The organism is Pseudomonas sp. P42 (assembly GCF_017973755.1).
Lineage (GTDB): Bacteria > Pseudomonadota > Gammaproteobacteria > Pseudomonadales > Pseudomonadaceae > Aquipseudomonas > Aquipseudomonas iridis.
Window position 1 is genome coordinate 888,334 of the sequence record NZ_JACOPU010000002.1, and the last position, 22,810, is coordinate 911,143.

21 protein-coding genes are annotated in these 22,810 nt (G+C 58.6%); 9 read left to right on the forward strand and 12 right to left on the reverse strand.

Features of this window, described 5'->3' with window-relative positions; translation table 11 throughout:
• Positions 1-49 precede the first annotated feature (49 nt).
• From msrB to H8B20_RS09050, 3 genes are all read left to right on the forward strand, one after another.
• Positions 50-445, forward strand: a complete 396-nt coding sequence (msrB, locus tag H8B20_RS09040; protein WP_150593161.1) for a peptide-methionine (R)-S-oxide reductase MsrB — start codon at positions 50-52, stop codon at positions 443-445.
• Between the two features lie 99 nt (positions 446-544).
• Positions 545-1,030, forward strand: coding sequence for a glutathione peroxidase (locus tag H8B20_RS09045; RefSeq protein ID WP_210622900.1), 486 nt, complete (start codon positions 545-547; stop codon positions 1,028-1,030).
• Positions 1,027-1,488, forward strand: a complete 462-nt coding sequence (locus tag H8B20_RS09050) for a MarR family winged helix-turn-helix transcriptional regulator (protein WP_200616719.1) — start codon at positions 1,027-1,029, stop codon at positions 1,486-1,488. Before H8B20_RS09045 ends, H8B20_RS09050 begins: the two co-directional genes overlap by 4 nt.
• Here H8B20_RS09050 and H8B20_RS09055 read toward each other — a convergent pair.
• Positions 1,472-3,793 (reverse strand): hybrid sensor histidine kinase/response regulator, encoded by a 2,322-nt coding sequence (locus tag H8B20_RS09055; RefSeq protein WP_210622901.1) that lies wholly within the window; start codon positions 3,791-3,793, stop codon positions 1,472-1,474. The genes H8B20_RS09050 and H8B20_RS09055 overlap by 17 nt on opposite strands.
• 165 nt (positions 3,794-3,958) lie before the next feature.
• On the opposite strand from H8B20_RS09055, the gene H8B20_RS09060 reads away from it, so the two are divergent.
• Positions 3,959-4,849: an ATP-binding protein gene (locus tag H8B20_RS09060; RefSeq protein WP_210622902.1), complete on the forward strand. Its 891-nt coding sequence runs from the start codon at positions 3,959-3,961 to the stop codon at positions 4,847-4,849.
• Positions 4,846-5,328 (forward strand): GAF domain-containing protein, encoded by a 483-nt coding sequence (locus H8B20_RS09065; protein WP_042560251.1) that lies wholly within the window; start codon positions 4,846-4,848, stop codon positions 5,326-5,328. Before H8B20_RS09060 ends, H8B20_RS09065 begins: the two co-directional genes overlap by 4 nt.
• Here the strand turns inward: H8B20_RS09065 and H8B20_RS09070 are convergent, their stop codons facing one another.
• The 8 genes from H8B20_RS09070 to H8B20_RS09105 form a co-directional block, all read right to left on the reverse strand.
• Positions 5,329-8,274, reverse strand: a complete 2,946-nt coding sequence (locus tag H8B20_RS09070) for an HD domain-containing phosphohydrolase (protein WP_210622903.1) — start codon at positions 8,272-8,274, stop codon at positions 5,329-5,331. It abuts the gene before it with no gap.
• Between the two features lie 48 nt (positions 8,275-8,322).
• The gene (locus tag H8B20_RS09075; RefSeq protein WP_210622904.1) at positions 8,323-11,967 is read right to left on the reverse strand and encodes a transporter substrate-binding domain-containing protein; all 3,645 of its coding nucleotides are present in this window, start codon (positions 11,965-11,967) and stop codon (positions 8,323-8,325) included.
• Positions 11,968-11,975: 8 nt separating this feature from the next.
• On the reverse strand, positions 11,976-12,602 hold the full coding sequence (locus tag H8B20_RS09080) for a response regulator transcription factor (RefSeq protein ID WP_047302336.1): 627 nt from the start codon (positions 12,600-12,602) through the stop codon (positions 11,976-11,978).
• A 389-nt stretch (positions 12,603-12,991) separates the two neighbouring features.
• Complete coding sequence (locus H8B20_RS09085; protein WP_042560247.1) at positions 12,992-14,320, reverse strand: deoxyguanosinetriphosphate triphosphohydrolase; 1,329 nt, start codon at positions 14,318-14,320, stop codon at positions 12,992-12,994.
• A gap of 70 nt (positions 14,321-14,390) precedes the next feature.
• On the reverse strand, positions 14,391-15,554 hold the full coding sequence (locus H8B20_RS09090) for an EAL domain-containing protein (protein WP_047302333.1): 1,164 nt from the start codon (positions 15,552-15,554) through the stop codon (positions 14,391-14,393).
• 123 nt (positions 15,555-15,677) lie between these two features.
• Positions 15,678-16,016, reverse strand: coding sequence for a hypothetical protein (locus H8B20_RS09095; protein ID WP_210622905.1), 339 nt, complete (start codon positions 16,014-16,016; stop codon positions 15,678-15,680).
• Positions 16,013-16,399: a phage holin family protein gene (locus tag H8B20_RS09100; RefSeq protein ID WP_042560244.1), complete on the reverse strand. Its 387-nt coding sequence runs from the start codon at positions 16,397-16,399 to the stop codon at positions 16,013-16,015. Before H8B20_RS09100 ends, H8B20_RS09095 begins: the two co-directional genes overlap by 4 nt.
• Positions 16,400-16,401: 2 nt before the next feature.
• The gene (locus tag H8B20_RS09105) at positions 16,402-16,716 is read right to left on the reverse strand and encodes an ElaB/YgaM/YqjD family protein (protein WP_042560243.1); all 315 of its coding nucleotides are present in this window, start codon (positions 16,714-16,716) and stop codon (positions 16,402-16,404) included.
• A gap of 307 nt (positions 16,717-17,023) precedes the next feature.
• Here H8B20_RS09105 and H8B20_RS09110 point away from each other — a divergent pair, with 307 nt between their 5' ends.
• The gene (locus H8B20_RS09110) at positions 17,024-18,232 is read left to right on the forward strand and encodes an ammonium transporter (RefSeq protein ID WP_210622906.1); all 1,209 of its coding nucleotides are present in this window, start codon (positions 17,024-17,026) and stop codon (positions 18,230-18,232) included.
• Here H8B20_RS09110 and H8B20_RS09115 read toward each other — a convergent pair.
• Entirely contained in the window at positions 18,229-19,941 is a 1,713-nt protein-coding gene (locus H8B20_RS09115) for a cation:proton antiporter (protein ID WP_210622907.1), read from the reverse strand. The genes H8B20_RS09110 and H8B20_RS09115 overlap by 4 nt on opposite strands.
• A 207-nt stretch (positions 19,942-20,148) precedes the next feature.
• Here H8B20_RS09115 and H8B20_RS09120 point away from each other — a divergent pair, with 207 nt between their 5' ends.
• From H8B20_RS09120 to H8B20_RS09130, 3 genes are all read left to right on the forward strand, one after another.
• Complete coding sequence (locus tag H8B20_RS09120) at positions 20,149-20,385, forward strand: glutaredoxin family protein (RefSeq protein WP_210622908.1); 237 nt, start codon at positions 20,149-20,151, stop codon at positions 20,383-20,385.
• Between the two features lie 111 nt (positions 20,386-20,496).
• On the forward strand, positions 20,497-20,814 hold the full coding sequence (locus H8B20_RS09125) for a transcriptional regulator (RefSeq protein ID WP_042560239.1): 318 nt from the start codon (positions 20,497-20,499) through the stop codon (positions 20,812-20,814).
• A 71-nt stretch (positions 20,815-20,885) separates the two neighbouring features.
• Positions 20,886-21,776: a pseudouridine synthase gene (locus H8B20_RS09130; protein ID WP_210622909.1), complete on the forward strand. Its 891-nt coding sequence runs from the start codon at positions 20,886-20,888 to the stop codon at positions 21,774-21,776.
• Positions 21,777-21,856: 80 nt separating this feature from the next.
• Here H8B20_RS09130 and H8B20_RS09135 read toward each other — a convergent pair whose 3' ends face one another.
• Positions 21,857-22,078: a YgdI/YgdR family lipoprotein gene (locus tag H8B20_RS09135; RefSeq protein WP_016770600.1), complete on the reverse strand. Its 222-nt coding sequence runs from the start codon at positions 22,076-22,078 to the stop codon at positions 21,857-21,859.
• A 78-nt stretch (positions 22,079-22,156) separates the two neighbouring features.
• The gene (gene mobA, locus H8B20_RS09140; RefSeq protein ID WP_210622910.1) at positions 22,157-22,759 is read right to left on the reverse strand and encodes a molybdenum cofactor guanylyltransferase MobA; all 603 of its coding nucleotides are present in this window, start codon (positions 22,757-22,759) and stop codon (positions 22,157-22,159) included.
• Positions 22,760-22,810 lie beyond the last annotated feature (51 nt).

A 22,810-nucleotide genomic window follows, 5' to 3' on the forward strand; every position in this document is an offset into this window, starting at 1 on the left:
TCCGTGGAAAAGGTACAGATCGGGCTTTTTCAGCCGCTGAGGTGTGATGATGGAAAAGTTGGAAAAAACCCTGGAAGAATGGCAAGCCATGCTCGACCCCGAGCAATACAACGTGTGTCGCCTCAGTGCGACCGAGCGACCGTTCTCCGGCAAATACAACGCCACCAAAACCGACGGTGTTTATCACTGTGTCTGCTGCAACGAGCCGCTGTTCGATTCCAAGACAAAATTCGATTCGGGCTGCGGCTGGCCGAGCTTCTATGCGCCGATCGGCGAAAGCGCCATGACCGAGATTCGCGATATCAGCCACGGCATGATTCGCACCGAAGTCAAATGCGCCCGCTGTGATGCGCACCTTGGTCACGTTTTCCCGGATGGCCCGCCACCGACCGGTCTGCGTTATTGCATCAACTCGGTGTGCCTGGATCTGGTGCCTCGCGAGTGAGTGATCGGGCGACCTGAGGGTCGCCTTTCGGATAATTAAATTGCACGCAATTTAATTGCTCGCTATGTTTGCCCTTCGACTATCTGCGGAGACTGTTTCATGAGCGACAACCTGCTGAGTATCCCGTGCACCACCATCAAAGGTGAGCAGAAAACCCTGGCCGATTACGCCGGCAAAGCCGTGCTGGTGGTCAACACTGCCAGCAAGTGCGGTTTCACTCCGCAATACAAAGGCCTCGAGGAGCTGTGGCAGACCTACAAGGATCAAGGTCTGGTGGTGTTGGGCTTTCCGTGCAATCAGTTCGGCAAGCAAGAGCCGGGCAACGAGGGCGCGATCAGCGAGTTCTGCGAACTGAATTTCGGTGTCAGTTTCCCCCTGTTCAAAAAGATCGACGTCAACGGCTCCGACGCCCACCCGCTGTTTGTGCAATTGAAGAAACGTGCCCCGGGCGTACTCGGGTCCCAAGGCATCAAATGGAACTTCACCAAGTTTCTGATCGGCAAGGATGGCCAGTTGGTCAAGCGCTTCGCCCCGGCGACCAAGCCGCAGGATCTGAGCCGCGAGATCGAAGCCCTGCTCAAATGAACAGCCAGTCCGTTGATTCGCTGAAGCTCGACAGTCAGTTGTGCTTCAAGTTGTATGCCGCATCTCGGGCGGTGATTCGTGGCTACAAGCCGATGCTCGATCAGCTCGGCCTCACGTATCCGCAATACCTGGCGATGCTGGTGTTGTGGGAATGGCAGCAATCCGCGCCGGAGCAGCCGACGGTCAAGGCCTTGGGTGAACGTCTGGCGCTGGATTCCGGTACGCTGACGCCGCTGCTCAAGCGTCTGGAGCAGTTGCAACTCGTGCAGCGCCAGCGCTCGGCGCGCGATGAGCGGGAAGTGCATCTGAGCCTGACGCCGCAAGGACAAGCGCTGCGTGATCAGGTCGGGCCTCTCAAGGCCCGATTGCTCTGCGACAGCGGGGTGGACCTGGACCGGCTCAACGAACTGCGTAACGGTCTTGATCAACTGCTCGTGCAGATCAAGGCGCTGTCCTAGTCGGGATCCACTGATCCAGCAGCGCCGCCAATTCTTCACGACGAAACGGTTTGGCCAGATAGTCGCTCATGCCGGCAGCCCGGCAGCGCTCGCGTTCCTCGGACATGGCGTTGGCGGTCAGCGCAACGATCGGCAGGTTTGGCCAGCGTCCGCTCTGGCGAATCTGTCGGCTGGCTTCGTAGCCGTCCATCACTGGCATGTTGCAGTCCATCAACACCAGGTCGAACTCGTGATACTCCAATTGATCCAGTGCTTCGGCGCCATGTGCGGCGACGATCACATCGCAGCCGAGTTTGCCGAGCATGCCTTTGGCCACCAGCTGATTGACCGGATTATCCTCGACCAGCAACACCCTCGCGCGTTTGACCAGTGTCGACGTTTCGAGCTGCGCGTCGTTGAGGGTAGCGACTTCAGGTTGCAGGGTGCGCCGCAGGTTCTGGTAGAGCGCATTGCGCGCCAGAGGCCGCGCTTGTTGTTGCAACGGGGCGAGGGCCGCCGCCTCTTCACTGGGCAGGAAACTACCGTAGGCGGTCACCAGCAGGATTGGCGCGACAAGTGTCGGACGCAGCCCGAACAGGCACTCCGGGCAATCGGTGATCACCACATGGGGCGTAACACCGAGCAGCGAGTCGTCGATGGTGCGTTGTTCGTAAGCCAATCCCCACACCGGCAACAGACTCTTCAGCAACTCCGCCAGACCGCTGCTGGCAGCGGTGATGGCGAGAATTTTGCCATGCAGGGGCGGCTGGGCCAGCGCTCGGGTGTGGCAGGGCAAAGGCAACTCAGCGCAAAACTGGCTGCCGAAGCCAATCTCTGAGCTGATGGTCAAGCGTCCCTGCATCGCTTCGCAGAGGTTGTGAGTGAGCGCCAGTCCCAGCCCGGTGCCGCCGTATTGGCGGGTAATACCGGCGCCTGCCTGGGTGAACGGCTGGAAGATTCGCAGTTGGGCTTCCTGCGCGATGCCGATGCCGGTGTCGCAAACTTCTATTCGCACACCCTCCTTGTAAGCCGACAAACGCACATCCACTCGACCGAAGCGGGTGAATTTCAGCGCGTTGGACAGCAGATTGCTGACGATCTGCCGAACCCTTGTCGGATCGCCCAATACCAGCGCCGGAAAATGCGGATCAATCAGGCACGTCAGCTCGACGCTCGGCGCCGCGTTTTGCGACAGCAGGTTGGCGGTGTCCTCGATCAGTGAGCCGAGATCGAACGGAATGTGCTCAAGTTCGAGTTGCCCGGCATCGAACTTCGACAAATCGAGAATATCGTTGAGCAATTCCACCAGCACCTTGCCGGAGTCGTGGGCGATCGACAGCTGTTGCTGCTGTTCGGCATTCAGCGGTCCGTCGAGCGACAGGGCGATCATCCCCAGCAGGCCATTGAGCGGCGTGCGGATCTCATGGCTCATGTTGGCGAGGAACGCCGAGCGGGCTTCGGCCATTTCCAGTGCGGTGCTGCGGGCGACCTCGAGTTCTTCGTTGGACTGACTGAGCCGGGCGTTGATCGTCTTGAGCTCGACGGTGCGCGCCGAGACGATGTTTTCCAGTTGGCCGAGATAATCGGTCAGACGGTTTTCGGCGTTGCGTCGCTGCTGGATCTCGGTAGCGATGTTTTCGAACTGCTGATTGGCGACTTTGACCAGCACGCCGATTTCATCGTTGGCGTGCCCGGCCGGGCATTCCAGTGTAGTGGGCTCGACACTGCGCGGATCACGCCCGCTGAGCTCACGGATCACCCGCACCAGTGGTTTGGTCAGCATCACATAGAACAGCGCCAGGAGGATGCCGGTCAGGAGCAGGCTGCGGGCGAAGCCGTTGAGCAGAGTGACTTCTGCCCGGCGCAGAAAGCGACTGCCGAACGCATAGGTGTCGACCTCAAGTTTGAGGGTGCCCAGCGATTCGTTGGGCAGATGATCCAGATACAGGCGATCTTCGAACCGGCGCTTGGCCCCGAACAGGTAGTCACTGATGAGCCGATAGCCGCTTTGCAGCTCCGGGCGTTTGACGCTGGCGAGCACCGTATTGTTGTTGTCGGTCAGTTGCGCAGAAATGATTGCCGGTGAGCGCAACAGCCCCAACGTGAGTTCCTGGGCCAGTTCGGCATCGATGTTGTAGGCGATGCGTGATGCCGGGTTGTGGCTGATTTCCAGCAAGGACAGGATTTCACGGTTGATAGAGGCGTCTTCGCTGGCATAATCGATACCGATTTGCAGCAGGCTGAGCAGCGTGCCCAGAATGAACCCGACCAGCACGGTAAGCCTGGCTTGCTTGTACGACAGCCGGTGGGTGAATTTAATATCCATGGGGTGTTGAACCACTTTCGTTTCCCTTCGCTGCTCAAGCATAGTCGATCATGCATCGATACCGAGGATCCCGAATCGCCTTGTAACAAGGCACGGAGCGGGAATTTCATCTACGTGTCGTCGCTGGATCGCCATCATCACTGTGAACGTGCCCGAGGAAAAGACGTGGATTCCCGATTAAATGCTTTTCTTGAACGCGCCGAGTCGGTTTTGGCGCGGATCGAACCCTTGTTGCCGGCAACGCGCCCGATAATTGACTGGGGCACTTGCCTGGCGGCGCGCTGGCAGCGTGACGGACGCAGCGGGTACCTGCTGCCGCTGGAAGTCAGCCTCGACATGCGCCTGTCCGATCTGATCGGCGTCGACCGTCAACTGGAACAACTGGGGCGCAACACCCGGCAGTTTCTCGATGGCATGCCAGCCAACCATGCCTTGCTCTGGGGGTCGCGTGGCACCGGCAAATCCTCGCTGGTGCGCGCATTGCTCGCGGAACACGCCGAGGCGGGCCTGCGCCTGATCGAGATCGAACGCGACCATCTGGCCGACTTGCCACGGGTGGTCGAGCAGATCGGCAAACTGCCACAACGTTTTGTGCTGTTCTGTGATGACTTGTCGTTCGAATCCGGCGAAGGCGATTACCGCGTCCTCAAAAGCGTGCTAGACGGTTCGTTGGAGCAGGCACCGGACAACGTCTTGCTTTACGCCACGTCCAACCGTCGCCATTTGGTGCCGGAGAAGGAGAGCGACAACGAAAACTGGAAACGCGTTGACGGCGAACTGCACCCCAGCGAAGCGGTGGAGGACAAGATCGCGCTGTCGGACCGGTTTGGTCTGTGGCTGTCGTTTTACCCGTTTACGCAAGAACACTTCCTGAACGTCGTCGAGCACTGGATCGGCCAGTTGGCTGCCAAGGCTGGCCTGAACTGGCAACGCGACGAGGAACTGGAGATTCTCGCCGTGCGCTGGGCCACCGGCCGCGGCAATCGCAACGGACGTTGCGCGTACCAATTCGCCCGATACTGGGTGGGACTGAAATTGTTGGAGCACAAGGCATGATTGATTTGCAACAGAGCGGCCAGGGCCTCGAAGGCTATGGCATGTTGGCCGCACAACTGGAATCACTGCTGGCGGACGAACGCGACTTTATCGCCAACGCCGCGCAGTTTTCGGCGTTCCTGTTCAACCAGCTCGATGATTTGAACTGGGCCGGCTTTTACCTTAATCGCAACGAAGAGCTGGTGCTGGGGCCGTTCCAGGGGCAGATCGCTTGCGTGCGCATTCCGTTTGGTCGCGGTGTGTGCGGCGCTGCTGCGGCCACTCTGCAGACGCAGCGCGTTGAAGACGTTCATGCGTTTCCCGGTCATATCGCCTGCGACAGTGCGTCGGAGAGTGAACTGGTAGTGCCGTTGGTCAAGGACGGTCGCCTGATCGGCGTGCTCGATCTCGACAGCCCCAAGCTCGCCCGTTTTGGTGTGCACGATCAGGCCGGCATCGAGCAACTGGCGGCAATTTTCCTGCGCCTTACCGACTGCTGATCATGGGGCAAGGCCAGCCTTGCTCAACAGGCTGGCCGGGTTCACGGCATCAATCTGCTGTGGGTCGAGAAAACGCACGGCGTACTGCATGTAGATGCCTTCGTTGATGAACAAGCCAAACAGCTGCGCATCGATGTGTGCCTCGCGGCTCATGGTCGCCATGATTCCCAGGGCTTCGCTTAACGACTTGGCCTTTTTGTACGGGCGATCGGCTGCGGTCAGCGCCTCGAAAATATCGGCAATAGCCATCATCCGCGCCGGCAGGCTCATTTCTTCGCGCCTCAGGCGTTTCGGGTAGCCGCTGCCGTCCATTTTCTCGTGATGACCGCCGGCGATTTCGGCAATGCTGTCCAGGTGGCTGGGGAAGGGCAGGTGGCTGAGCATCATGATCGTCTGCACCATGTGGTGATTGATGATGTAGCGCTCTTCGCGGGTCAGCGTGCCACGCTTGATGCTCAGGTTGTACAGCTCGCCACGATTGAATTTGTAGCGCGGTACATCCAGCTTGAAGCCCCACGGATTGTCTTCGGGAATCAGCTCGTTTTCGTCGCGTTCAAGCAAATGCGCGGGTTTGTCCGCCAGCAGTTTTTCGCAGACCGGTAAAGTCGGTGCAGGCGTGCGTGCCTGACGCTTGTTCTCTTCCCATGAAACGCCCAGACGGTCATCCAGTGTGCGCATCCAGGTGATTCGGGAAAGCTTGTCGAGGCGTTGCAGATCGGCCTCTGCCATCGCCTCACTGCCCAGATTGCAGCGAGCGATAAAGGCGAAGTCTTCGTCCAGTGCCCGCAGGTTCGTATCGCGCAGATCAGCCAGTGAGGGTTCGTCACCACCCAGGGCCAGCGCCTGCCAGTAACTGATCCAGGCATCACGCTTGAGCACTTCGAAGCGGGTGCGAATTTCGTGGATCCGGTCGTTGATGGTTTCCAGTTTGGTGGCCTTGTCGACCACGTACTCCGGCGTCGTGACCTTGCCGCAATCGTGCAACCACGCGGCAATGTGCAGGGCTTCCCATTCATCCTCGGTGGGCTGATAGGCACTGAAGGCGGGGGCCTTACTCGCCGCTGCGGCCTGGGCGAGCATCAGGGTCAGCTCTGGTACCCGCTGACAATGCCCACCGGTATAGGGACTCTTGGCGTCGATGGCGCCGGCCAGCAGCTGAATGAACGCATCAAGCAATTGCTTCTGTCTGTCTTGCAGGCGCTGACTTTCGATACTCACTGCAGCGGCCCCGGACACCGCTTGCAAGAAGGCGATGCGGTCGGGCCGCAGTTTTTCCATGTCAGCCGGCGTACCGCTGTCGCTGACCAGCAGGATCAGCAAGCCAATGGTTTCGTTGTGGCGGTTGTGCAGGCGGATGCCGATCAGATGAACGCGGGGTGAGGCCATTGCCAGCAGGATTCGCTGCAGGTCGCCCGCCTGATCGACACCGAGATTGCTCACCACATTGTTGGCGATGACCAATTGTTGGAACCACGCCGGGCCGCTGCTTGTTTGCAGGTCGTGGCCGTGAATATCGAACGTCTCCAACAACTGCGGTGCGCCATTGATGATCAATCCGTATGGTTCCATGCGACTGCTGTCGTTATCACGCAAATAAATCAGCCCGGCCTGAGCCTGGGCGATTTGCACCGTTTCAAACAGCACCCGTTGCAGCAGCGGGGCAAAGCGCGTTTCGGCGCCCAGGGTATCGGTGATGCGGAAGAAGCTCGCCAGGGTGTCTTTCATTCGTGCCATCGACACACTCAGTTGGTCGACTTCCAGCACCGGTGAGCGTCGGGTCAGGGGGAAATTGAAATCGAAACTGCGGATCGCATCGGCTTCCTTGACCAGCGCGTGCAGTGGTTTGACCAGAATCCTCGATATCAGCCAACCCAGTGGCAGGCACATCAGTAGCGTAGCCAGGGTGATCAACGCGCCTTGCCAGCGCATGCGATAGGCATCGACCAGCAGTTCGTCCTCCGGCACCAGCAGGGCCAGTTGCAAACCTTGTGGCCCACCTTCCTGAATGCTGCTGCGGGCGACAATCCATTGCCGGCCATCGGCTTCAAGGCGATTCGTGGTCGGGGCATCGGACAGCAACGCGTGCAGGCTCGGGCTCAGGTCGGCGGCTTTTACCAGGTGCGCGGTACTGTCATCGACGATCAGACGGCTGCTGTCCGGGTAGGCCACGGCGTTGCCTTGCGCATCGAACAAGGCAATTTCGGTGGACGGCGTCACCACATGTTTGCTGAGGGTGGCAGACAGCGCGGCCAGCGTCATGTCAGCGCCGATTACCGCGTGTTCACCACTGCGTCGGGCCAGCGTGGTGCCGACATTGCGGGTGGAAAAAAATACGTAGGGCGCGGTGGTGATCTGTTCGGGTTGCTGGCGGGCATTGACGAACCACGCTCGGCTGCGCGGGTCGTAGGAGTCTTCGGGATTGTCCTTTCGGCTGAGCTGAGTCAGTGTTTGATCAAAGAACAGCGATTGCGAGTGCGATGCGCCCTGCAAGTCATGCTCAATGCTCCACACCTGGTACGCCGCGGCGTCGGGGGCGTTGAACAACGATTTCAGGGCCGCAGTAGGTAGCGGGCGCACCATGAAAAAATCGCCATTGGCATAACCCAGATAGAGCGAAGCCAGGCTCGGGTTATCCGTGAGTGACTGGCTGAACGGCTTGAGCAGCGGCAAGCGTTGTTCAAGGTTCAACGCCTGAGTGGCAGGGTAGTCCCCCAGCAGGCTCAGCAGGTGCCGGATCGGCTGATAGGTGGCGGATATGTCCAGGCGCACGTCCTGTTCGATCCGGTTGAACAGCTTCTCGCTGCTCGACAGAATGATGTGCGTGGTCTGGCGATAATTGAAAAACCCCAGTACCACACCGGTGAGCAGCAGGAGAAACGTGAACATGACGCTGATGTGCACGTGCAGCGGGAACCGGCGTTGTTCCGGGCGCAGTGGGCTGGGCATTTCCGGTTCTCCATGACGTTTAACTCACTGCTCAGCGCCTAAGCATAGTTAAGGCAAGCTCATTGCGCCTTGATCGAACAAAACCAATTGTTGCTGCAGGGCCTGCTCCAGTTCGAGGATTGCCTGGTTGCTCGCCTCGCAACGACGTTCAATCTCCTCTCTTGCCAATGCCTGCGCGCAGGCGTGTTCGAGGGCATCGCAGCATTCGATCACACGTGATGCCTGGGCAATGCGCGCGGCGCCTTTGATTTTGTGGGCAACCACCGCCAGTGCGTCCCGATCATGTTCCAGCGCCAGCGTGAGTAACTCCTGACGATCGAGGCGGCTGCTCTTGAGCAGTTCCACCAGCAGACGCCGAGCCTGCGCGGGGCTGCCGCCGGTCAACATGTTCAGACTTTGCAAACTGAATGCCGGTGTCGGTGACAACGGGGTGATGCCGTCGACCCACTGCCCGAGCAGACTCAGGCTCAAGGGTTTGAACAGGCAGTCATCCATGCCGGCCTGTTTGCAGCGTTGTACTTCCTCGGGTTGCGCGTTGGCGGTGAAGCCCAGCACCGTGCAGGGTGGGCAGCGATTCTGCAACTCGTGCTGGCGAATGGCGCGGGTCATGTCATAGCCGTTCATCAAGGGCATGTTGCAGTCGACGATCACCAGGTCGAAGCCGCCATCCTTCCAAAGCTCCAGACCGCCGCGGCCATTCTCGGCGACGCTGAAGTGATGACCGAGAAACTCCAGTTGTTGACACATCAACAAGCGATTCGCCGGGTGGTCGTCCACCACCAACACGCGCAAGGGTGTCTGTGAAGTCTTGATTGAGGGTTCGGCCCTGGCGGTGCTCGCCTGGGCCGGAAAAGTTTCCAGCGGCAGGGAAACGCAAACCTGAGTACCGATGCCGGGCTGGCTGCTCAGTTGCAACTGGCCGCCCATCATTTCGCAGAGGTTGCGGCTGATGACCAGCCCCAGACCTGCGCCGCTACGGGCTAGTTGATGGCTGTTCTCCGCCTGGGCAAAGGGTTCGAACAATCGCTGCTGATCCTCCGCACTGATACCGACGCCGCTGTCCTGTACCGTCAGTTGCATCAACGCAGGCGCAGGCGCGTCCGTGCTCATGAGGTCCAGGGTAATCCTGATGTGTCCGTGCTCGGTGAACTTGATGGCATTGCTGACCAGATTCGACAGCACCTGCTTGAAGCGCAGGGGGTCCAGATGCACATCGACTGCCAGATCCGGCGGGTTGAAGATCACTTGCAGGGCGAGGTTCTTTTGCCGGGCCAGGCCGTCGAAAATTCTTGCGACAGACGTCACCGTATCGACCAGATTGACCCGTTCCGGGCACAGGCTCAGACGCCCGGATTCAATCCGGGCGATGTCGAGAATGTCGCCGATCAGCCCCAGCAGATCCTTGGCGGAATGGTAGGCGGTGTCTATCGAGGCGCGATCCGGATGCTGCTGGTCCATGCGCCTGAGGGTCAGTTCGAGCATGCCGATCACGGCATTCATTGGCGTACGGATCTCATGGCTCATGGTGGCGAGGAATGTACTTTTGGCGCGGTTGGCCTCATCCGCCTGCTCTTTGGCTGCTCGCAGATCTTCGAACAGCTGACGGCGTTCGCTGATGTCGATCCAGCCGCCAATGATGCCTTTCACGTCACCACTGGAATCGCGATAGGGAATGATCCAGTGATAGATGGTCAGACGTCGGCTGCCGATGTGCAGCGGCCGGTCGAGCAACAGCGGAATGCCTTCAGCGACGACTCGCTGGTAATCGGCGTGGAAGGCTTGAGCCTCGAAAGCGTTGCTCACGGTACCCTGCATGACGCTTTTGCCAATGACATCCTCGCGCTTGGCATTGAACGTTTCGAGGTAACTGTCATTGCAGCTTTGCAGCAACCCCTGGCGATCGCGAACGTAGATAGGGTGCGGTGTACCGTTGACCAGCGAGCGCATGAATTCGAACTGGTCGCTCAGGGCTCGCTCCGCCGCCTGGCGTTGTTTGATCTGGTGGCGCATGTAGGCGTTCCACGCCAGCAACAGCAGCAGGAGCAGGCAGGCGCCGATGACTACTTGATAGAACAGGCGCTGGTAGTTGCGCCAGATATTTTGCGAAGCCGTGGAGTAACCACGCCAGCGGCCATTGATCACGCCCAGCTCTTCGGGGGAAATACTCAGTAATGCTTTGTTGATGATCGAGTTCAGTTCCGGGTTGTCACGCGCGGTTACCAGCGAAAACGCAGCCTGCCCGGTGCCGATTGTGGTGGTGATTTGCAACGCTCGTTCGAAGATTTGCGAGGAGATGAAATAGTTGGCGATCACCAGTGAATTGACTGCGCCGTCGACGTGACCTTCGGCCAGCAGGGACACCGCGCTGAAGGTATCTGCCGTCTCAACCAGTTGGATGCGGGGATACTCGTTTCGCAAGTACTCAACCATCGGATTGCCTTTGGCGATCGCCAGTTGCTTGCCTTTGAGCTGGCCCAGATTGGTCGGACTGTCGGCGCTCTTGCGCGTCAGCAGGACATAGGAGTTTTCCAGATAGGGTCGACTGAAGTTCAGGGTTTTTTCCCGTTCGGCAGTCGGAAGGAGGGCGGCGACAAGGTCGGCCTGATGGCTGTCTATCTGCTGGATCATTTCCGCGTCGTTACGACTGCGCCGAATCTCGAAACGCAGGCCGGTGCGCAGGCGGATCAGTTCGAGAAGGTCGGCGCTGATCCCGCGAAAATTGCCGTCGCCGTCGAAGAAGGTCAGCGGTGCGTATGCCTCATTCACGACCACACTGACGACAGGATGCCGGTTGCGCCATGCTTCTTCGCGTTGGGTCAGTTGCAGCTTTTGGTCGGTGAGCAGCAGATCGCTGCCGGCGCTCCAGCGTTTGGCGATGTTTTCACGCTCGCTGCGCGGCACCGATTTGAGCACGGTGTCGATAATTCCCAACAACTGCGGATTGTCGCGGCGTACGGCGAAACTGAAACCGTGGGCTTCCTGCTTGCCGAAATTGGCCATGCGCACGTTGTTGAGGTAGCCCTTGTTGATCATGTAATGCGTGGAAATGGTGTCGCCGAGAAATACATCGGCCTGATCGAATGCGACTGCGTTGATCGCATTCTGGTAGGAGGGGTAGCAGGTAATCAGTGCTTTGGGGTACAGCGCCTTGACCTCATGGAGCGGCAGATAGTGATAAACCATGCTCAGGCGCAATCCTGCGAGGCCTTCGGTCAATGTCCGGCTTTCGTCCTCGCGGGTCACGAGCACCGGCTGATCATTGGCGTAGGGTTCGGACAGCGCAAGGTTGGCATTGCCGGCTTCATAGCCGTTGGCCGTACCGAGCAAGTCGATTTGACCATCGACCAGCGCGCGAATCGCGGCCTCCCGGGAGGGAAAGCGTTTGATCCGGATCGACATCCCGGTAGCCTCGCCGATAATCCCGGCATAGTCGGCGGTCAGACCTTCGTAGTCCTGGCCACTGACGGTCATGTCGAAAGGCGGATAGTCCGGCGCGGAAGTGCCCAATAGCAGCTCGCGGCGAGTTTGCAGCCACTGTCGTTGAGACTGTTCAAACGCGACCGGCATCGACTCGTTTGCCGACCGGCTGAGCAAGGTGTAGTCAGGTGAGCCGCCCTGCATGGCGAACACGTTGGAGCTCAGGAAAAACCCTGCACTCAACGCAATTAGATAGTCCTTTAAAAGGCTGGGCATGCGGGGTCTCACACGAGTGCGTTGCGTTTGGCCATCTCGATAAGTTCTACAAGGGATTTGGCTTTGAGTTTTTGCATCAAACGTTTTTTGTAAGTGCTGACGGTTTTGTTGCTGAGAAACATCCCCTTGGCTATTTCCTTGTTGGTGCGACCTTGGGCAAACAATTGCAGGACCATCAATTCGCGATCATTGACGGACTTGAAGAGTTCCAGTTCCGTATAACGAACATCGTCACTGCGAACCGGATTCAACGCCTGACTGGGGAAATAGTTGTAGCCGGAGAGTACGGCTTTTATCGCGCTGACCAGTTCGCTCAAATCCTCCTGTTTGCATACATAACCGGAGGCGCCAGATTGCATGCAGCGAACACCGAACAAGGTTGGACACTGGGCGGTCAGCACCAGGGTTTTCAAAGGTGAACTCATGGCGTTGAACCGGGCCAGCACCTCCAGTCCGTCGAGTTTTGGAATACTGATGTCGAGAATGATCAGATCAGGCATGCACTCGCGCACCATCTGCATGGCATCAACCCCATTATCGGTCTCACCGACGACCTTATAACCTTCATGTTCCAGTAGCATGCGTACGGCGAGACGAATGACCGGGTGATCGTCGACAATAAAAACGGAGTTCATAATCAAATCCCATACAAGCACGAATAAAGCGCGCACCTTAGCTCAGATGAATGAGCGCTCGCATGAGCTGACATGGCTCCAGCCGTGTTATCGGATAATTCCTACACTTAACAAGGAAAAAGACTACAGCTAAACTAGGTCAAGCGTAAGTAAGCGCAGGAATCGTATTGGCTTATAGTTCGCCTTTTTCTTTTTGCAAATGCTGGTTGTAATTGGCTTTTTCAATTGTGTTTAAGTTTGGTGAGACCTGGCGAGTTGGCGGGTTGTCTTTAGCGGTTACATTGCGTCATAAATCGACAAGAGTTTGCCGTTGTTAATGGCATCGTGCAGATAAGTGAGCCCCTTGCATTCAGCTGGCCGGGGTTTGCGGCCAGCTGAACGAGGCGGAGTCAGTGACTGGAGCGACCGGTCATTTCCAGCGCCATGTCGCTGGCGTAGCCGTCGGTCATGCCGGCGATGAAATCGATCATGCGCAAAAATGACGTGTGCAGCGAACCTTGCGGGTCAGGCGCGTTGTTGCCCAGCAGATCGAGGATGCGCCGGCTCTTGAACGACGGGGTTCGTCCATTGTGTTGTTCCAGTGCGGCGCCGCAGAACGAATTGAGCAGGATCTCCAGCGTCGTATAGGCGCCGATTTCGTGCAGGGTCTTGCGTTTGTCCTGGAAGATCTTCTTGCGGGCAATGTCCTTGGCGTTCAATACACAGCGCTTGGCCGGGCCATGCATGTGCTCGACCAGATCACCGTGCAGCGTGCCGGCCAGCAACGCGTCCTGTTGCTCGACAAAGGCTCGCGCCGCTGCATTGGTCAGATGTTCGATGGCCTTGCCGCGCAGGATCGCGAGTTTGCGCCGCCGAGAATCCTGCGGGCCAAGCTGGCGATAGGTTTCCGGCAGGTCATCGCCCACCAGTCCAAGCAGCAGCGATTCGACTTCGGCGTACTCCAGCAACTCCATCTCAAGGCCGTCTTCGAGATCGATCAGCGCGTAGCAGATGTCATCGGCGGCTTCCATCAGGTACACCAACGGATGGCGCGCCCAGCGCTGATCTTCGAGTTGTGGCAGGCCAAGCTTGTGAGCAATCTGTTCCAGCAGCGGCAGCTCGCTCTGATAGCAGCCGAACTTGTGTTTCTTGTAGCCGAGGGAGTCCGCGTGACGGGCCGTCCACGGGTACTTCAGATAAGTGCCGAGGGTGGCGTAAGTCAGGCGCGTACCGCCGTCGAACTGATGGTACTCAAGCTGAGTGAGCACGCGGAAACCCTGGGCATTGCCTTCGAAATTGAGGAAATCACCGCGCTCGGCTTCGCTCATGCCATCCAGCCAGCCGCGCCCGGCCGCCTGCTGAAACCAATGGCGAATCGCGTCTTCGCCGGAATGGCCGAATGGCGGGTTGCCGATGTCATGAGCGAGGCAGGCCGATTGCACGACCATGCCCAGGTCACTCGGATCGCACCATTGCGGCAGCGCACTGCGCAGTGTTTCGCCGACGCGCATACCCAGCGAGCGGCCCACACAACTCACTTCCAGCGAATGGGTCAGGCGGGTGTGAATGTGATCGTTGCTGGTAACCGGATGCACCTGGGTTTTACGACCCAGGCGGCGGAAGGCGCCTGAAAAAATGATGCGGTCATGATCTTTGTGAAAAGGGCTGCGGCCAAGTTCCTGCGGGCTGTGCAGCGGCTTTCCTAGACGTTCGCGGTTGAGCAGGGTTTGCCAATCCAAGGCTGATTCTCTCCGTCTGATGGATGAATTGCCCTAGCTTCCCGGTTCAGGTCTGCGCCTGCAAGTGGAACTACAGTCCCGCCGCATCAATGTCGATCAACAGCAACCGTTCACCGTTGTCGAAAAATTGCCCGGCCGTCAGGCAATACTGGTTGCTGGTGGCATCACGGTAGGTGTTGGACAGGGTCAGGCGCCGCTCCTCCCAGCCCTCGGCGAGCAAATGGTAGAAGTACGGACGCCACGACCAGTTGTGCCCCAGATAGCGGTCATCGGATACCCAGCCGTCGTGGCGCCATTCCAGATTGGGGGTCAGTTGCGTGCCATGGCGATCGCATTGGTAAAACCGCAGCAGCCATGGGAAAGCGTCCAGTTGCGGTAATGCGCTGAGTGGCGCACGAGCGTGTGCCCAGTTCTGCAGGATCGCCATCAATTCACTGAGTTGATGGCGCATCTGCATCAATCGTCCTCGCTCGGTGAGCTTCTGCTGAACGTAGCGCTGGCGCAGTTCGGCAAAACGTCGCACAAACGCGTCGGTGGCAAAGAACGCCTCTTGCGCCCGTGCGAACAGAAAACCCTGCACATAACGCGATCCGCATTCCAGGGCGAAATTCAGCTGTGCTTCGGTCTCGACGCCCTCGGCGATGATCCAGCACCCCGTCTTCTCGGCCATCTGCGCCAGGGCCTTGACCACGTCGCTGCTTGGCCCGCCTCTAGCTGCGGCCTGAAACAGGCGCATGTCGAGTTTGAGAATGTCCGGTTGCAGGGCCAGCACCCGATCGAGCTGCGAGTGACCGGCGCCAAAATCGTCGATGGCGATTCGCGCGCCCGCCTTGCGATAGCGGCCAACCACTTCGGCCAGACGTTGGCTGTTACCGCCAAGTTCGGTGATCTCGAAGACGATGCGTTGCGGATCGACATTGTGTCGCGCCATTTGTTTGAGGCTGGGCAGCGCCTGGTCGGGGCGCAGACGGCTGATCCAGTGGGGCGACATGTTCAGGCTGAGAAACCAGTCTGCCGGGGCTTCGTGCAGACGGCTCAAGGCGTTGTCGCGGATCTGTCGGTCGAGGCGGCGCAGGGCAATGGCCGGCGTACGCGGATCGGCGAACAACGGCCCGACCGATGTCAGTTGTCCATCAGCCTGGCGCAGACGGCCAAGTGCTTCGACGCCTGCAATACGTCCTGTGGCGGTATCGATGAAGGGTTGAAAGCAGGCGAGCGGTTGCCCGTCGATCACGAGGCCTCCTTAGTCGTTGTTGTTCTAAGTGAACCCGCCGACCGGGTAGGCATGCGGGATTGAACCTCCAGGTAAAGAGGTCAATCCCGCCGACATTGCAAGAATGTAGCCAGATACGTCAGTTCAGCGCTTGCCAGGACTCTGCATGACCAGTCTGATCAGTGGCCCAAGGCTGGTTCCCAGGCGAATCAGTCGAGTCAGTCCACCGACACCGCGGCTTTTCGCGCCTTTGCCGGTGATAAAACCCAACAGCGTGACCGCGGCAACACCCCACAACGGCGCGTGTTTGATCCCGAATCCGCCTTGCAGGTTTTGCGACATGCCACGCATGCGATGCAAAGGTTGCAGCACTTGCCCGGCCTCGTGGCGGATTTCCTGCCGATGCATTTCCATGCGCAGGCGAATCAGTGCCTTGCGCATTTCCCGACGTGAGCTGTTGTGTGGAAGTTCAGGCAGGCTCATGGCAGCAGGCGCTCCCGGTCGTTGGCCAGCTCTTCGAGCGTGCCATGGAAGGGTGAGGATTCATCGAACACCGCAGCCTTGAGGCGCAATCCGCAGAACGCAGCTGCAAGTGTATAGAACACGCACAGGCCGATGATCGCAGGCAAGCGGTAGGTGTCCCAGAATACGATCAACACCAGCGTCGACAAGCCGACAAGCAACAGCAGGGCAAACACCAAAGCCAGACCTGCGAACAACAACAGGCTGACCGTGCGTGCTTTCTGTTCCTGCAGTTCGATGCCGAACAACTCGACATGACTGTGCAACAAGCCGAGGACTGCGGCGCCCAGACGCCGCGTGGAGGATGAGGTGCCCGCAGCCGGGCCGGATTCACCGATCGACATAATCAGCGCCGAGTAGCCAGCAGGCCGATCAAAAAGCCCACACCGGCAGCGATGCCCACGGACTGCCAAGGATTGGCCGACACGTAGTCTTCGGTCGCGGTGACTGCGGCCTGACCGCGTTCGCGCAAGGTGTCTTCGGTCAGCTTCAGGGTTTCGCGTGCACGCAGCAGGCTGTCGTGGATCTGTGCACGCAGCTCATCTGCCTGATCACCGGCCAGAGTGGCGGTGTGCTCGAGCAACCGCTCGGTGTCGGCGACCAGGGTCTGGAAGTCGTTCATCAGGATGTCTTGAGCAGTCTTTGCCTTGATGCTGGCCATGGGTGGATCTCCGTATATGTGGCTTCTGAATCGTTCGAGTATGAGCCTTGCGTGAAGGTTCAGTACAAATGACTGGTACAACTTTTGCTGTGTCGTGGTGCGTCGGTGATCAGTCGTGCGCTGTTGCCGGGCGTACAGGCCGCAAAAGCCTGACGCAAATTATGCCGGTTCGTGCCAGCACATCGATCTCGTGCGCCAAAGCGGTTCATCGGACCTTCAGGTTCATGACTGTTCGGGCGCAACTTGGTGCATGAAATGTGTGCATGAACTGCTTTGGTGCCTTTTTATCTTTCAGGTCTGCCTCTTTATGGAAAATCTGCAAAGCGCTGTGGAAACATTGGTTCACAGCTCCAATACGTTGTTCATCCTGATCGGTGCGGTGATGGTGCTGGCGATGCATGCCGGTTTCGCCTTTCTGGAAGTCGGTACGGTACGCCAGAAAAACCAGGTTAACGCGCTGTCGAAGATTCTCAGCGATTTCGCTGTCTCGACCCTGGCCTATTTCTTTATAGGTTACTGGATCTCTTATGGTGTGACCTTCATGCAGCCGGCGGCAGTGCTGAGCGCCGATCATGGTTATGGGCTGGTGAAGTTTTTCTTCCTGCTGACCTTCGCAGCGGCGATCCCGGCAATTATCTCCGGAGGCATTGCCGAGCGCGCGCGCTTCGTTCCGCAGTTGTGCGCCACGGCGCTGATCGTTGCGTTCATCTATCCGTTTTTCGAAGGGATGATCTGGAACGGCAACTACGGTCTGCAGGCCTGGCTGACGGCTCGGTTCGGCGCCGCGTTTCATGATTTTGCAGGTTCCGTGGTGGTGCATGCCATGGGCGGCTGGCTGGCGCTGGCGGCGGTACTGTTGCTGGGGCCGCGCAATGGGCGTTATCGCGACGGACGACTGGTGGCCTTCGCGCCATCGAGCATCCCGTTTCTGGCATTGGGCTCGTGGATTCTGATTGTCGGCTGGTTCGGCTTCAACGTGATGAGCGCACAGACCTTGCAAGGCGTCAGCGGCCTGGTGGCGGTCAACTCGTTGATGGCGATGGTCGGCGGCACCATGGCGGCATTGATCGTCGGGCGCAATGACCCAGGCTTTCTGCATAACGGCCCGCTGGCCGGATTGGTGGCTATCTGCGCAGGTTCCGATCTGATGCATCCGGTCGGTGCTCTGGTGACCGGGGCCATCGCCGGCGCGCTGTTTGTCTGGTGTTTTACAGCGGCGCAGGTCAAGTGGCGCATCGACGATGTGCTGGGGGTGTGGCCGTTGCATGGTTTGTGCGGCGTGTGGGGCGGGATTGCCTGCGGGATTTTCGGCCAGACCGCGCTCGGCGGTCTTGGTGGCGTCAGCCTGATCAGCCAGATGATCGGCACGGCGCTCGGCGTGGCGGTGGCGTTGATCGGTGGTTTGGTCGTGTACGGCGTAATCAAGGCGCTGCATGGGCTGCGCCTGAGTCAGGAACAAGAGTATTACGGCGCCGACCTTTCGGTGCACAAGATCGGCGCGGTGAGCCAGGATTAGGTTTCTTCATCATTGGCTCCGGAATAAAAGCCGTGCAGCAGACGATAACGGTCTCTTCGCACCTGATCGGCTTTCTCTTGCACTTGTCGCGCCGACAGGCCAAGCATGATCAAGGCGTGAGAGCCGAGCATCAGGCTCGATTCCAAAAGCTCCGGCACCACTTCACTGGCGCCGGCGGCTTTGAGTTCGGCCAATTCGCTGTCGTCGCGGGTGCGTACCAGGATCGGTATTTGATCATTGAGGCGACGTGCCTCCTTGAGAATGCGCATCGCAACGTCGGTTTGATCCACCGCAATCACTAGCAGTTTTGCGCGTAGCAGGCCGACGGCGGTGAGCAAGTCACCGCGTGATGAGTCGCCGTAATGCACGTCACTTTCTTCGGTGGCGGCTTCCTGTACCCGCACCGGGTCATTGTCCAAAGCGATGTAAGGCTGCTTTGCGTTACGCATGAAGCGGCCGATGGATTGACCGACCCGTCCGTATCCGCAAATCACCACATGCTGGTCGAGGTCGGCGTTGAGCGCGCTGATGTGCTCGATCTGTGCTTCCTCATTGGGTTTGCGGTGCAGGGCCGTGGCGATGCGTGGGGCTGCGCGTAGCAGGATGGGTGTCAGCAGCATCGAGCAGAACGTCGCTGCAAGCAGCAAGGCGCCAAGCTTTTCGGGCAGCATGCTGTTCTGTTGCATCTGCGCCATCAGCGCGAAGCAGAATTCGCCTCCCTGAGCCAGGGCCAGACCACTGCGCCATGCGGTTTCACTGTCACTGCCGCGCCACTTCACCAGCAACGCCACCACGACGCCTTTGATGATCATCAAGCCGACAGTCAGTCCGAGGATCAACAGGCCGTCGCTGACGAACAATTGCAGGTCGATCAGCATGCCGATGCTGACAAAAAACACCCCGAGCAGAATGTCGCGGAAGGGCCGGATATCGGCTTCGATCTGATGCCGGTAATGGCTTTCACCCAGCAACATGCCGGCCAGAAAAGCACCCAGGGCGGGAGACAGGCCGAGCAAGTGAGTCAGCCACGCGGTAAGCAGCACAATCACCAGCGCCAACAGCACGAATAATTCTGCCGAGCGTGAGGCCGCGACTTCGTGGAACAGCCGGGGCAGCAACCAACGACTGGCCAGCAACAGACCGACAAACAACACCATGGTTTTCGCCAGCGTCAGCGGCAATGCCCAGTACCAGGCCTGATCGCTGCTGCCGGCGAAAACGGGCACCAGGGTCAGCAGCAACACCGCGACCACATCCTGAAACAGCAAGACGCCGACCGCATTCTGGCCGTGGCTGCTGAACACCTCACCGAGGCTGCCCAATTCCTTGGTCACGATCGCCGTGGAGGACAACGCGAGCCCGGCGCCGAGCAGAAACGCTGGCGTTATCGGCATGCCCAGGAGCATCAATAACAGGCCCAGCAATGCGGCGCTGACCAATACTTGCTGACTGCCAAGACGAAACACCAATTGGCGCAAGGCGATCATCTTTGAAAGGGAAAACTCCAGGCCGAGGGAAAAAAGCAGGAACACCACGCCCAGTTCCGCCACGTCGGGCAGATGTTCACTCTCATTGACCCAATCGAATGCATTGGGGCCGACTAGCAATCCCACGCACAGATAGCCCAATACTGGTGGCAGCCGCAGGCGGCGAAACAGTGCAATCACCACTAGGGATGAGGCGAGGATGATCAACAGGTTGGCAAACACTAGACACTCCGAGGTCAGGCTCTGGCTTCTCAAGCGTAGAAGCAAAAAAACCGTAAGCATCGCGTAATCGTCTTTTGCGTGCGCTGATTTGCATCAGGGTTTTGCGCGCGAACTGTTGCGCATGCGCTCAAGCCTTTGGGCGGCGGTGGCTCGACGGGTTTTCAGTGGCGGCCTAGAATAGGCGGATTAATTTGTGGTTGAGCAATCATGCCTCCTGAATGTCAGCTGTTCGGCACCCTGGGGTGTCATCTGTGTGAAGTCGCTGAAGCTGAGCTGATGCCTCTCGTCGAACACGGCCTGCTGGTTGAACTGGCGGATATCGCCGAAGACGAATCCTGGTATGAGGCTTACAGCCTGCGGATTCCGGTGCTGCGGCGAGTCGACACCGGAGCGGAACTGGACTGGCCATTCAGCGCCGACGAGGTTGTGAATTTCCTGAGTTAGCCTGTTCCCTACCAGCGCCCGCTGGTCGCCAGCACAAATCCATCCCTTGGCACTTTCCGGCTTTTTCGGTTACTGTATGTTCATACAGTAATTGGGTCAGAGGGACGAACCGTGGTCAATGTCGAACAGTTGAAGAACAGCGTGAACCGGATGTCGGTTGACGTGGTGCGCGAGGCCGTTCTGGAATTGCGCCTGGACGGGTTGGTCACGGAAGGCAAGACCCCATTCAACAAGCTGCATTTCAATACGTGTTTTGCAGAGATCGAAGCCTTGTTTCAGCGCGCCGGTTATCACAAGCAACTGGACGTGGTCGGGTATCAGGGGCTGATGTACGCCTTGTATGACCCGGGTCGTTGGGAGGCTGTCGACGTGTTGCGCTGGCTCAAGGAGTTCACCGACGCGGCGGCGCTCAAATCGATTCCGGCCTGAGGATTCTGCGCTAGGTTCGTTTCCCTCAGTGCTGGATAATGCCGGCCTGCATTGAGGGTTCGAATTTTCATATGTCCACATCAACGTTTTCCGCTGCACAGAATCAGGCCAGCACGCTTTATCTGCCGCCCGGCGCCTGGCTGACCGTACTCGATTGCTTGTGTGAGCATTTCAGCGCCATTGGACGCGAGCAGTGGCTGGACCGGATCGCTCGGGGGCGGGTGCTGGATGCTCACGGTCAGCCGATTGCGCTGGATTTGCCCTACAAGGAAGGCCTGCGCATTCACTACTTTCGCGAAGTGCCGGACGAAAAACCGATCCCTGTGGTCGAGTCGATTCTCTATGCCGATGAGCACCTGGTGGTGGCTGACAAGCCGCATTTTCTACCAGTGACGCCGGCCGGCGAGTACGTAGAACAAACCTTGCTGCGCAGGCTGATCCGGCGTCTGGACAATCCCCATCTGGTGCCCCTGCACAGGATCGACCGGCATACCGCGGGGCTGGTGATTTTCTCGGCCAACCCGCTAACCCGTTCCGCCTATCAGTCGTTATTTCCAACGCGACAGATCGACAAGCGCTACGAAGCCATTGCCCCGGCATTGCCTGGACTCGATTTTCCCTTGGTGCACAAAAGCCGTCTGGTCGATGGCGAACCGTTTTTCCGAATGCAGGAAGGGCCCGGTGTCAGCAACACGGAAACGGCGGTAGAGGTTCGGGAAAAGAACGGCGACCTTTGGCGTTATGGTCTGTACCCGGTGACCGGCAAAAAACATCAGCTTCGGGTGCACATGACCGCGCTTGGCGCGAGTATCTGCAATGACCCGTTTTACCCCGACGCGCTGAAAGACGTTGAGGATGACTACGCTCATCCGTTGAAGCTTCTGGCGCAAGGCTTGCGTTTTATCGACCCGCTCACTGGTGAGAAGCGCGAGTTCGAAAGTCGCATCACTTTGCAGTGGTGACGTCGTTGCAACTTTTCGAGCGCCCATGAAAAAGCCCGCAATCAATGCGGGCTTTTCTGTGTCCGGCGTCGCCGTTGAGCTTACAGCTCTTTAACGGTACGAACCTGATCCTTGTTGATGCGTGTTTCTTTGCCGTCCAGTTGCTGGAACTCGTAGAAGCCCGAATCGTCATCGTATTTCGGGGTGTCGACGGCCTGGATTTCGCGACCATCATTCAAGGTGATCACTGTAGGCGAAGAGCAACCAGCGAGGGTAGCAAGGCCCAGTGCGAGCATGAAAGTGGCGAGGGTCCGTTGAGTCATGAGTGTGTCTCCGAATGGGAATTCTTTTGGTTACTGAGCTTGAGACGTATACAAGGCGTGAGAGTTCCTTGAATAGTGTCAGTCTGACACAGTGTTGTGAGCATTTAACAGTTCGGGAGTGTTGAGGTTGGCCAGTCGCGGGTCGTTGTCGGGACATTTCAGCGCCATGGCACCGAGCTCGCGCATGACCCGACCGGGGCTGCGTTCGCCAGCGTTCCAGGCGTTTTCGAATGCCGGAGAAAGGGCTACCGGAATTACACACAACAGCGGTTCCCAATGTTCGTCATGCCATAACATTAAAGGTTTTTCAGGATTCTGATTGGCGGACTCGAGCATGCTTTGCAGCAATGCATGGTCGATCAGCGGGACATCGCAAGGCAGTACCAGCAAATGCGAATGTCGCGCGGCTTTCAGGCCTGCGCGAATACCGGCCAACGGCCCTGGAAAGTCGCCTTCGTCATCCTCCACCAATTGATCGGCCAGCGGCGCGTAACGCTCGCGATTGCGGTTGCAGGAAATGATCAGGTCATCGGTCAGCGGACGGGTCTTGCGCTGCAAATGCGCAATCAACGGTTCGCCCTGCCATTGCACCAGACCTTTGTCCTGGCCGCCCATGCGTTGGCCGCGCCCGCCCGCCAGGAGCAGAATGGAGCAGGGCGGCAGTTGCGTATCAAAGGTCATGGCAGCTCTCCACAGGGGCGGCGAAAAAACAGGGCGCTGTGATATAACACC

Coding starts and splice junctions, on each gene's coding strand:
- H8B20_RS09105 (WP_042560243.1), bottom strand. CDS start 16,716: ATGGCCAGCATCAAGGCAAAGACTGCTCAAGACATCCTGATGAACGAC.
- H8B20_RS09075 (WP_210622904.1), bottom strand. CDS start 11,967: ATGCCCAGCCTTTTAAAGGACTATCTAATTGCGTTGAGTGCAGGGTTT.
- H8B20_RS09100 (WP_042560244.1), bottom strand. CDS start 16,399: ATGTCGATCGGTGAATCCGGCCCGGCTGCGGGCACCTCATCCTCCACG.
- H8B20_RS09110 (WP_210622906.1), top strand. CDS start 17,024: ATGGAAAATCTGCAAAGCGCTGTGGAAACATTGGTTCACAGCTCCAAT.
- H8B20_RS09130 (WP_210622909.1), top strand. CDS start 20,886: ATGTCCACATCAACGTTTTCCGCTGCACAGAATCAGGCCAGCACGCTT.
- H8B20_RS09095 (WP_210622905.1), bottom strand. CDS start 16,016: ATGAGCCTGCCTGAACTTCCACACAACAGCTCACGTCGGGAAATGCGC.
- msrB (WP_150593161.1), top strand. CDS start 50: ATGGAAAAGTTGGAAAAAACCCTGGAAGAATGGCAAGCCATGCTCGAC.
- H8B20_RS09135 (WP_016770600.1), bottom strand. CDS start 22,078: ATGACTCAACGGACCCTCGCCACTTTCATGCTCGCACTGGGCCTTGCT.
- H8B20_RS09080 (WP_047302336.1), bottom strand. CDS start 12,602: ATGAACTCCGTTTTTATTGTCGACGATCACCCGGTCATTCGTCTCGCC.
- H8B20_RS09120 (WP_210622908.1), top strand. CDS start 20,149: ATGCCTCCTGAATGTCAGCTGTTCGGCACCCTGGGGTGTCATCTGTGT.
- H8B20_RS09050 (WP_200616719.1), top strand. CDS start 1,027: ATGAACAGCCAGTCCGTTGATTCGCTGAAGCTCGACAGTCAGTTGTGC.
- mobA (WP_210622910.1), bottom strand. CDS start 22,759: ATGACCTTTGATACGCAACTGCCGCCCTGCTCCATTCTGCTCCTGGCG.
- H8B20_RS09070 (WP_210622903.1), bottom strand. CDS start 8,274: ATGCCCAGCCCACTGCGCCCGGAACAACGCCGGTTCCCGCTGCACGTG.
- H8B20_RS09055 (WP_210622901.1), bottom strand. CDS start 3,793: ATGGATATTAAATTCACCCACCGGCTGTCGTACAAGCAAGCCAGGCTT.
- H8B20_RS09045 (WP_210622900.1), top strand. CDS start 545: ATGAGCGACAACCTGCTGAGTATCCCGTGCACCACCATCAAAGGTGAG.
- H8B20_RS09065 (WP_042560251.1), top strand. CDS start 4,846: ATGATTGATTTGCAACAGAGCGGCCAGGGCCTCGAAGGCTATGGCATG.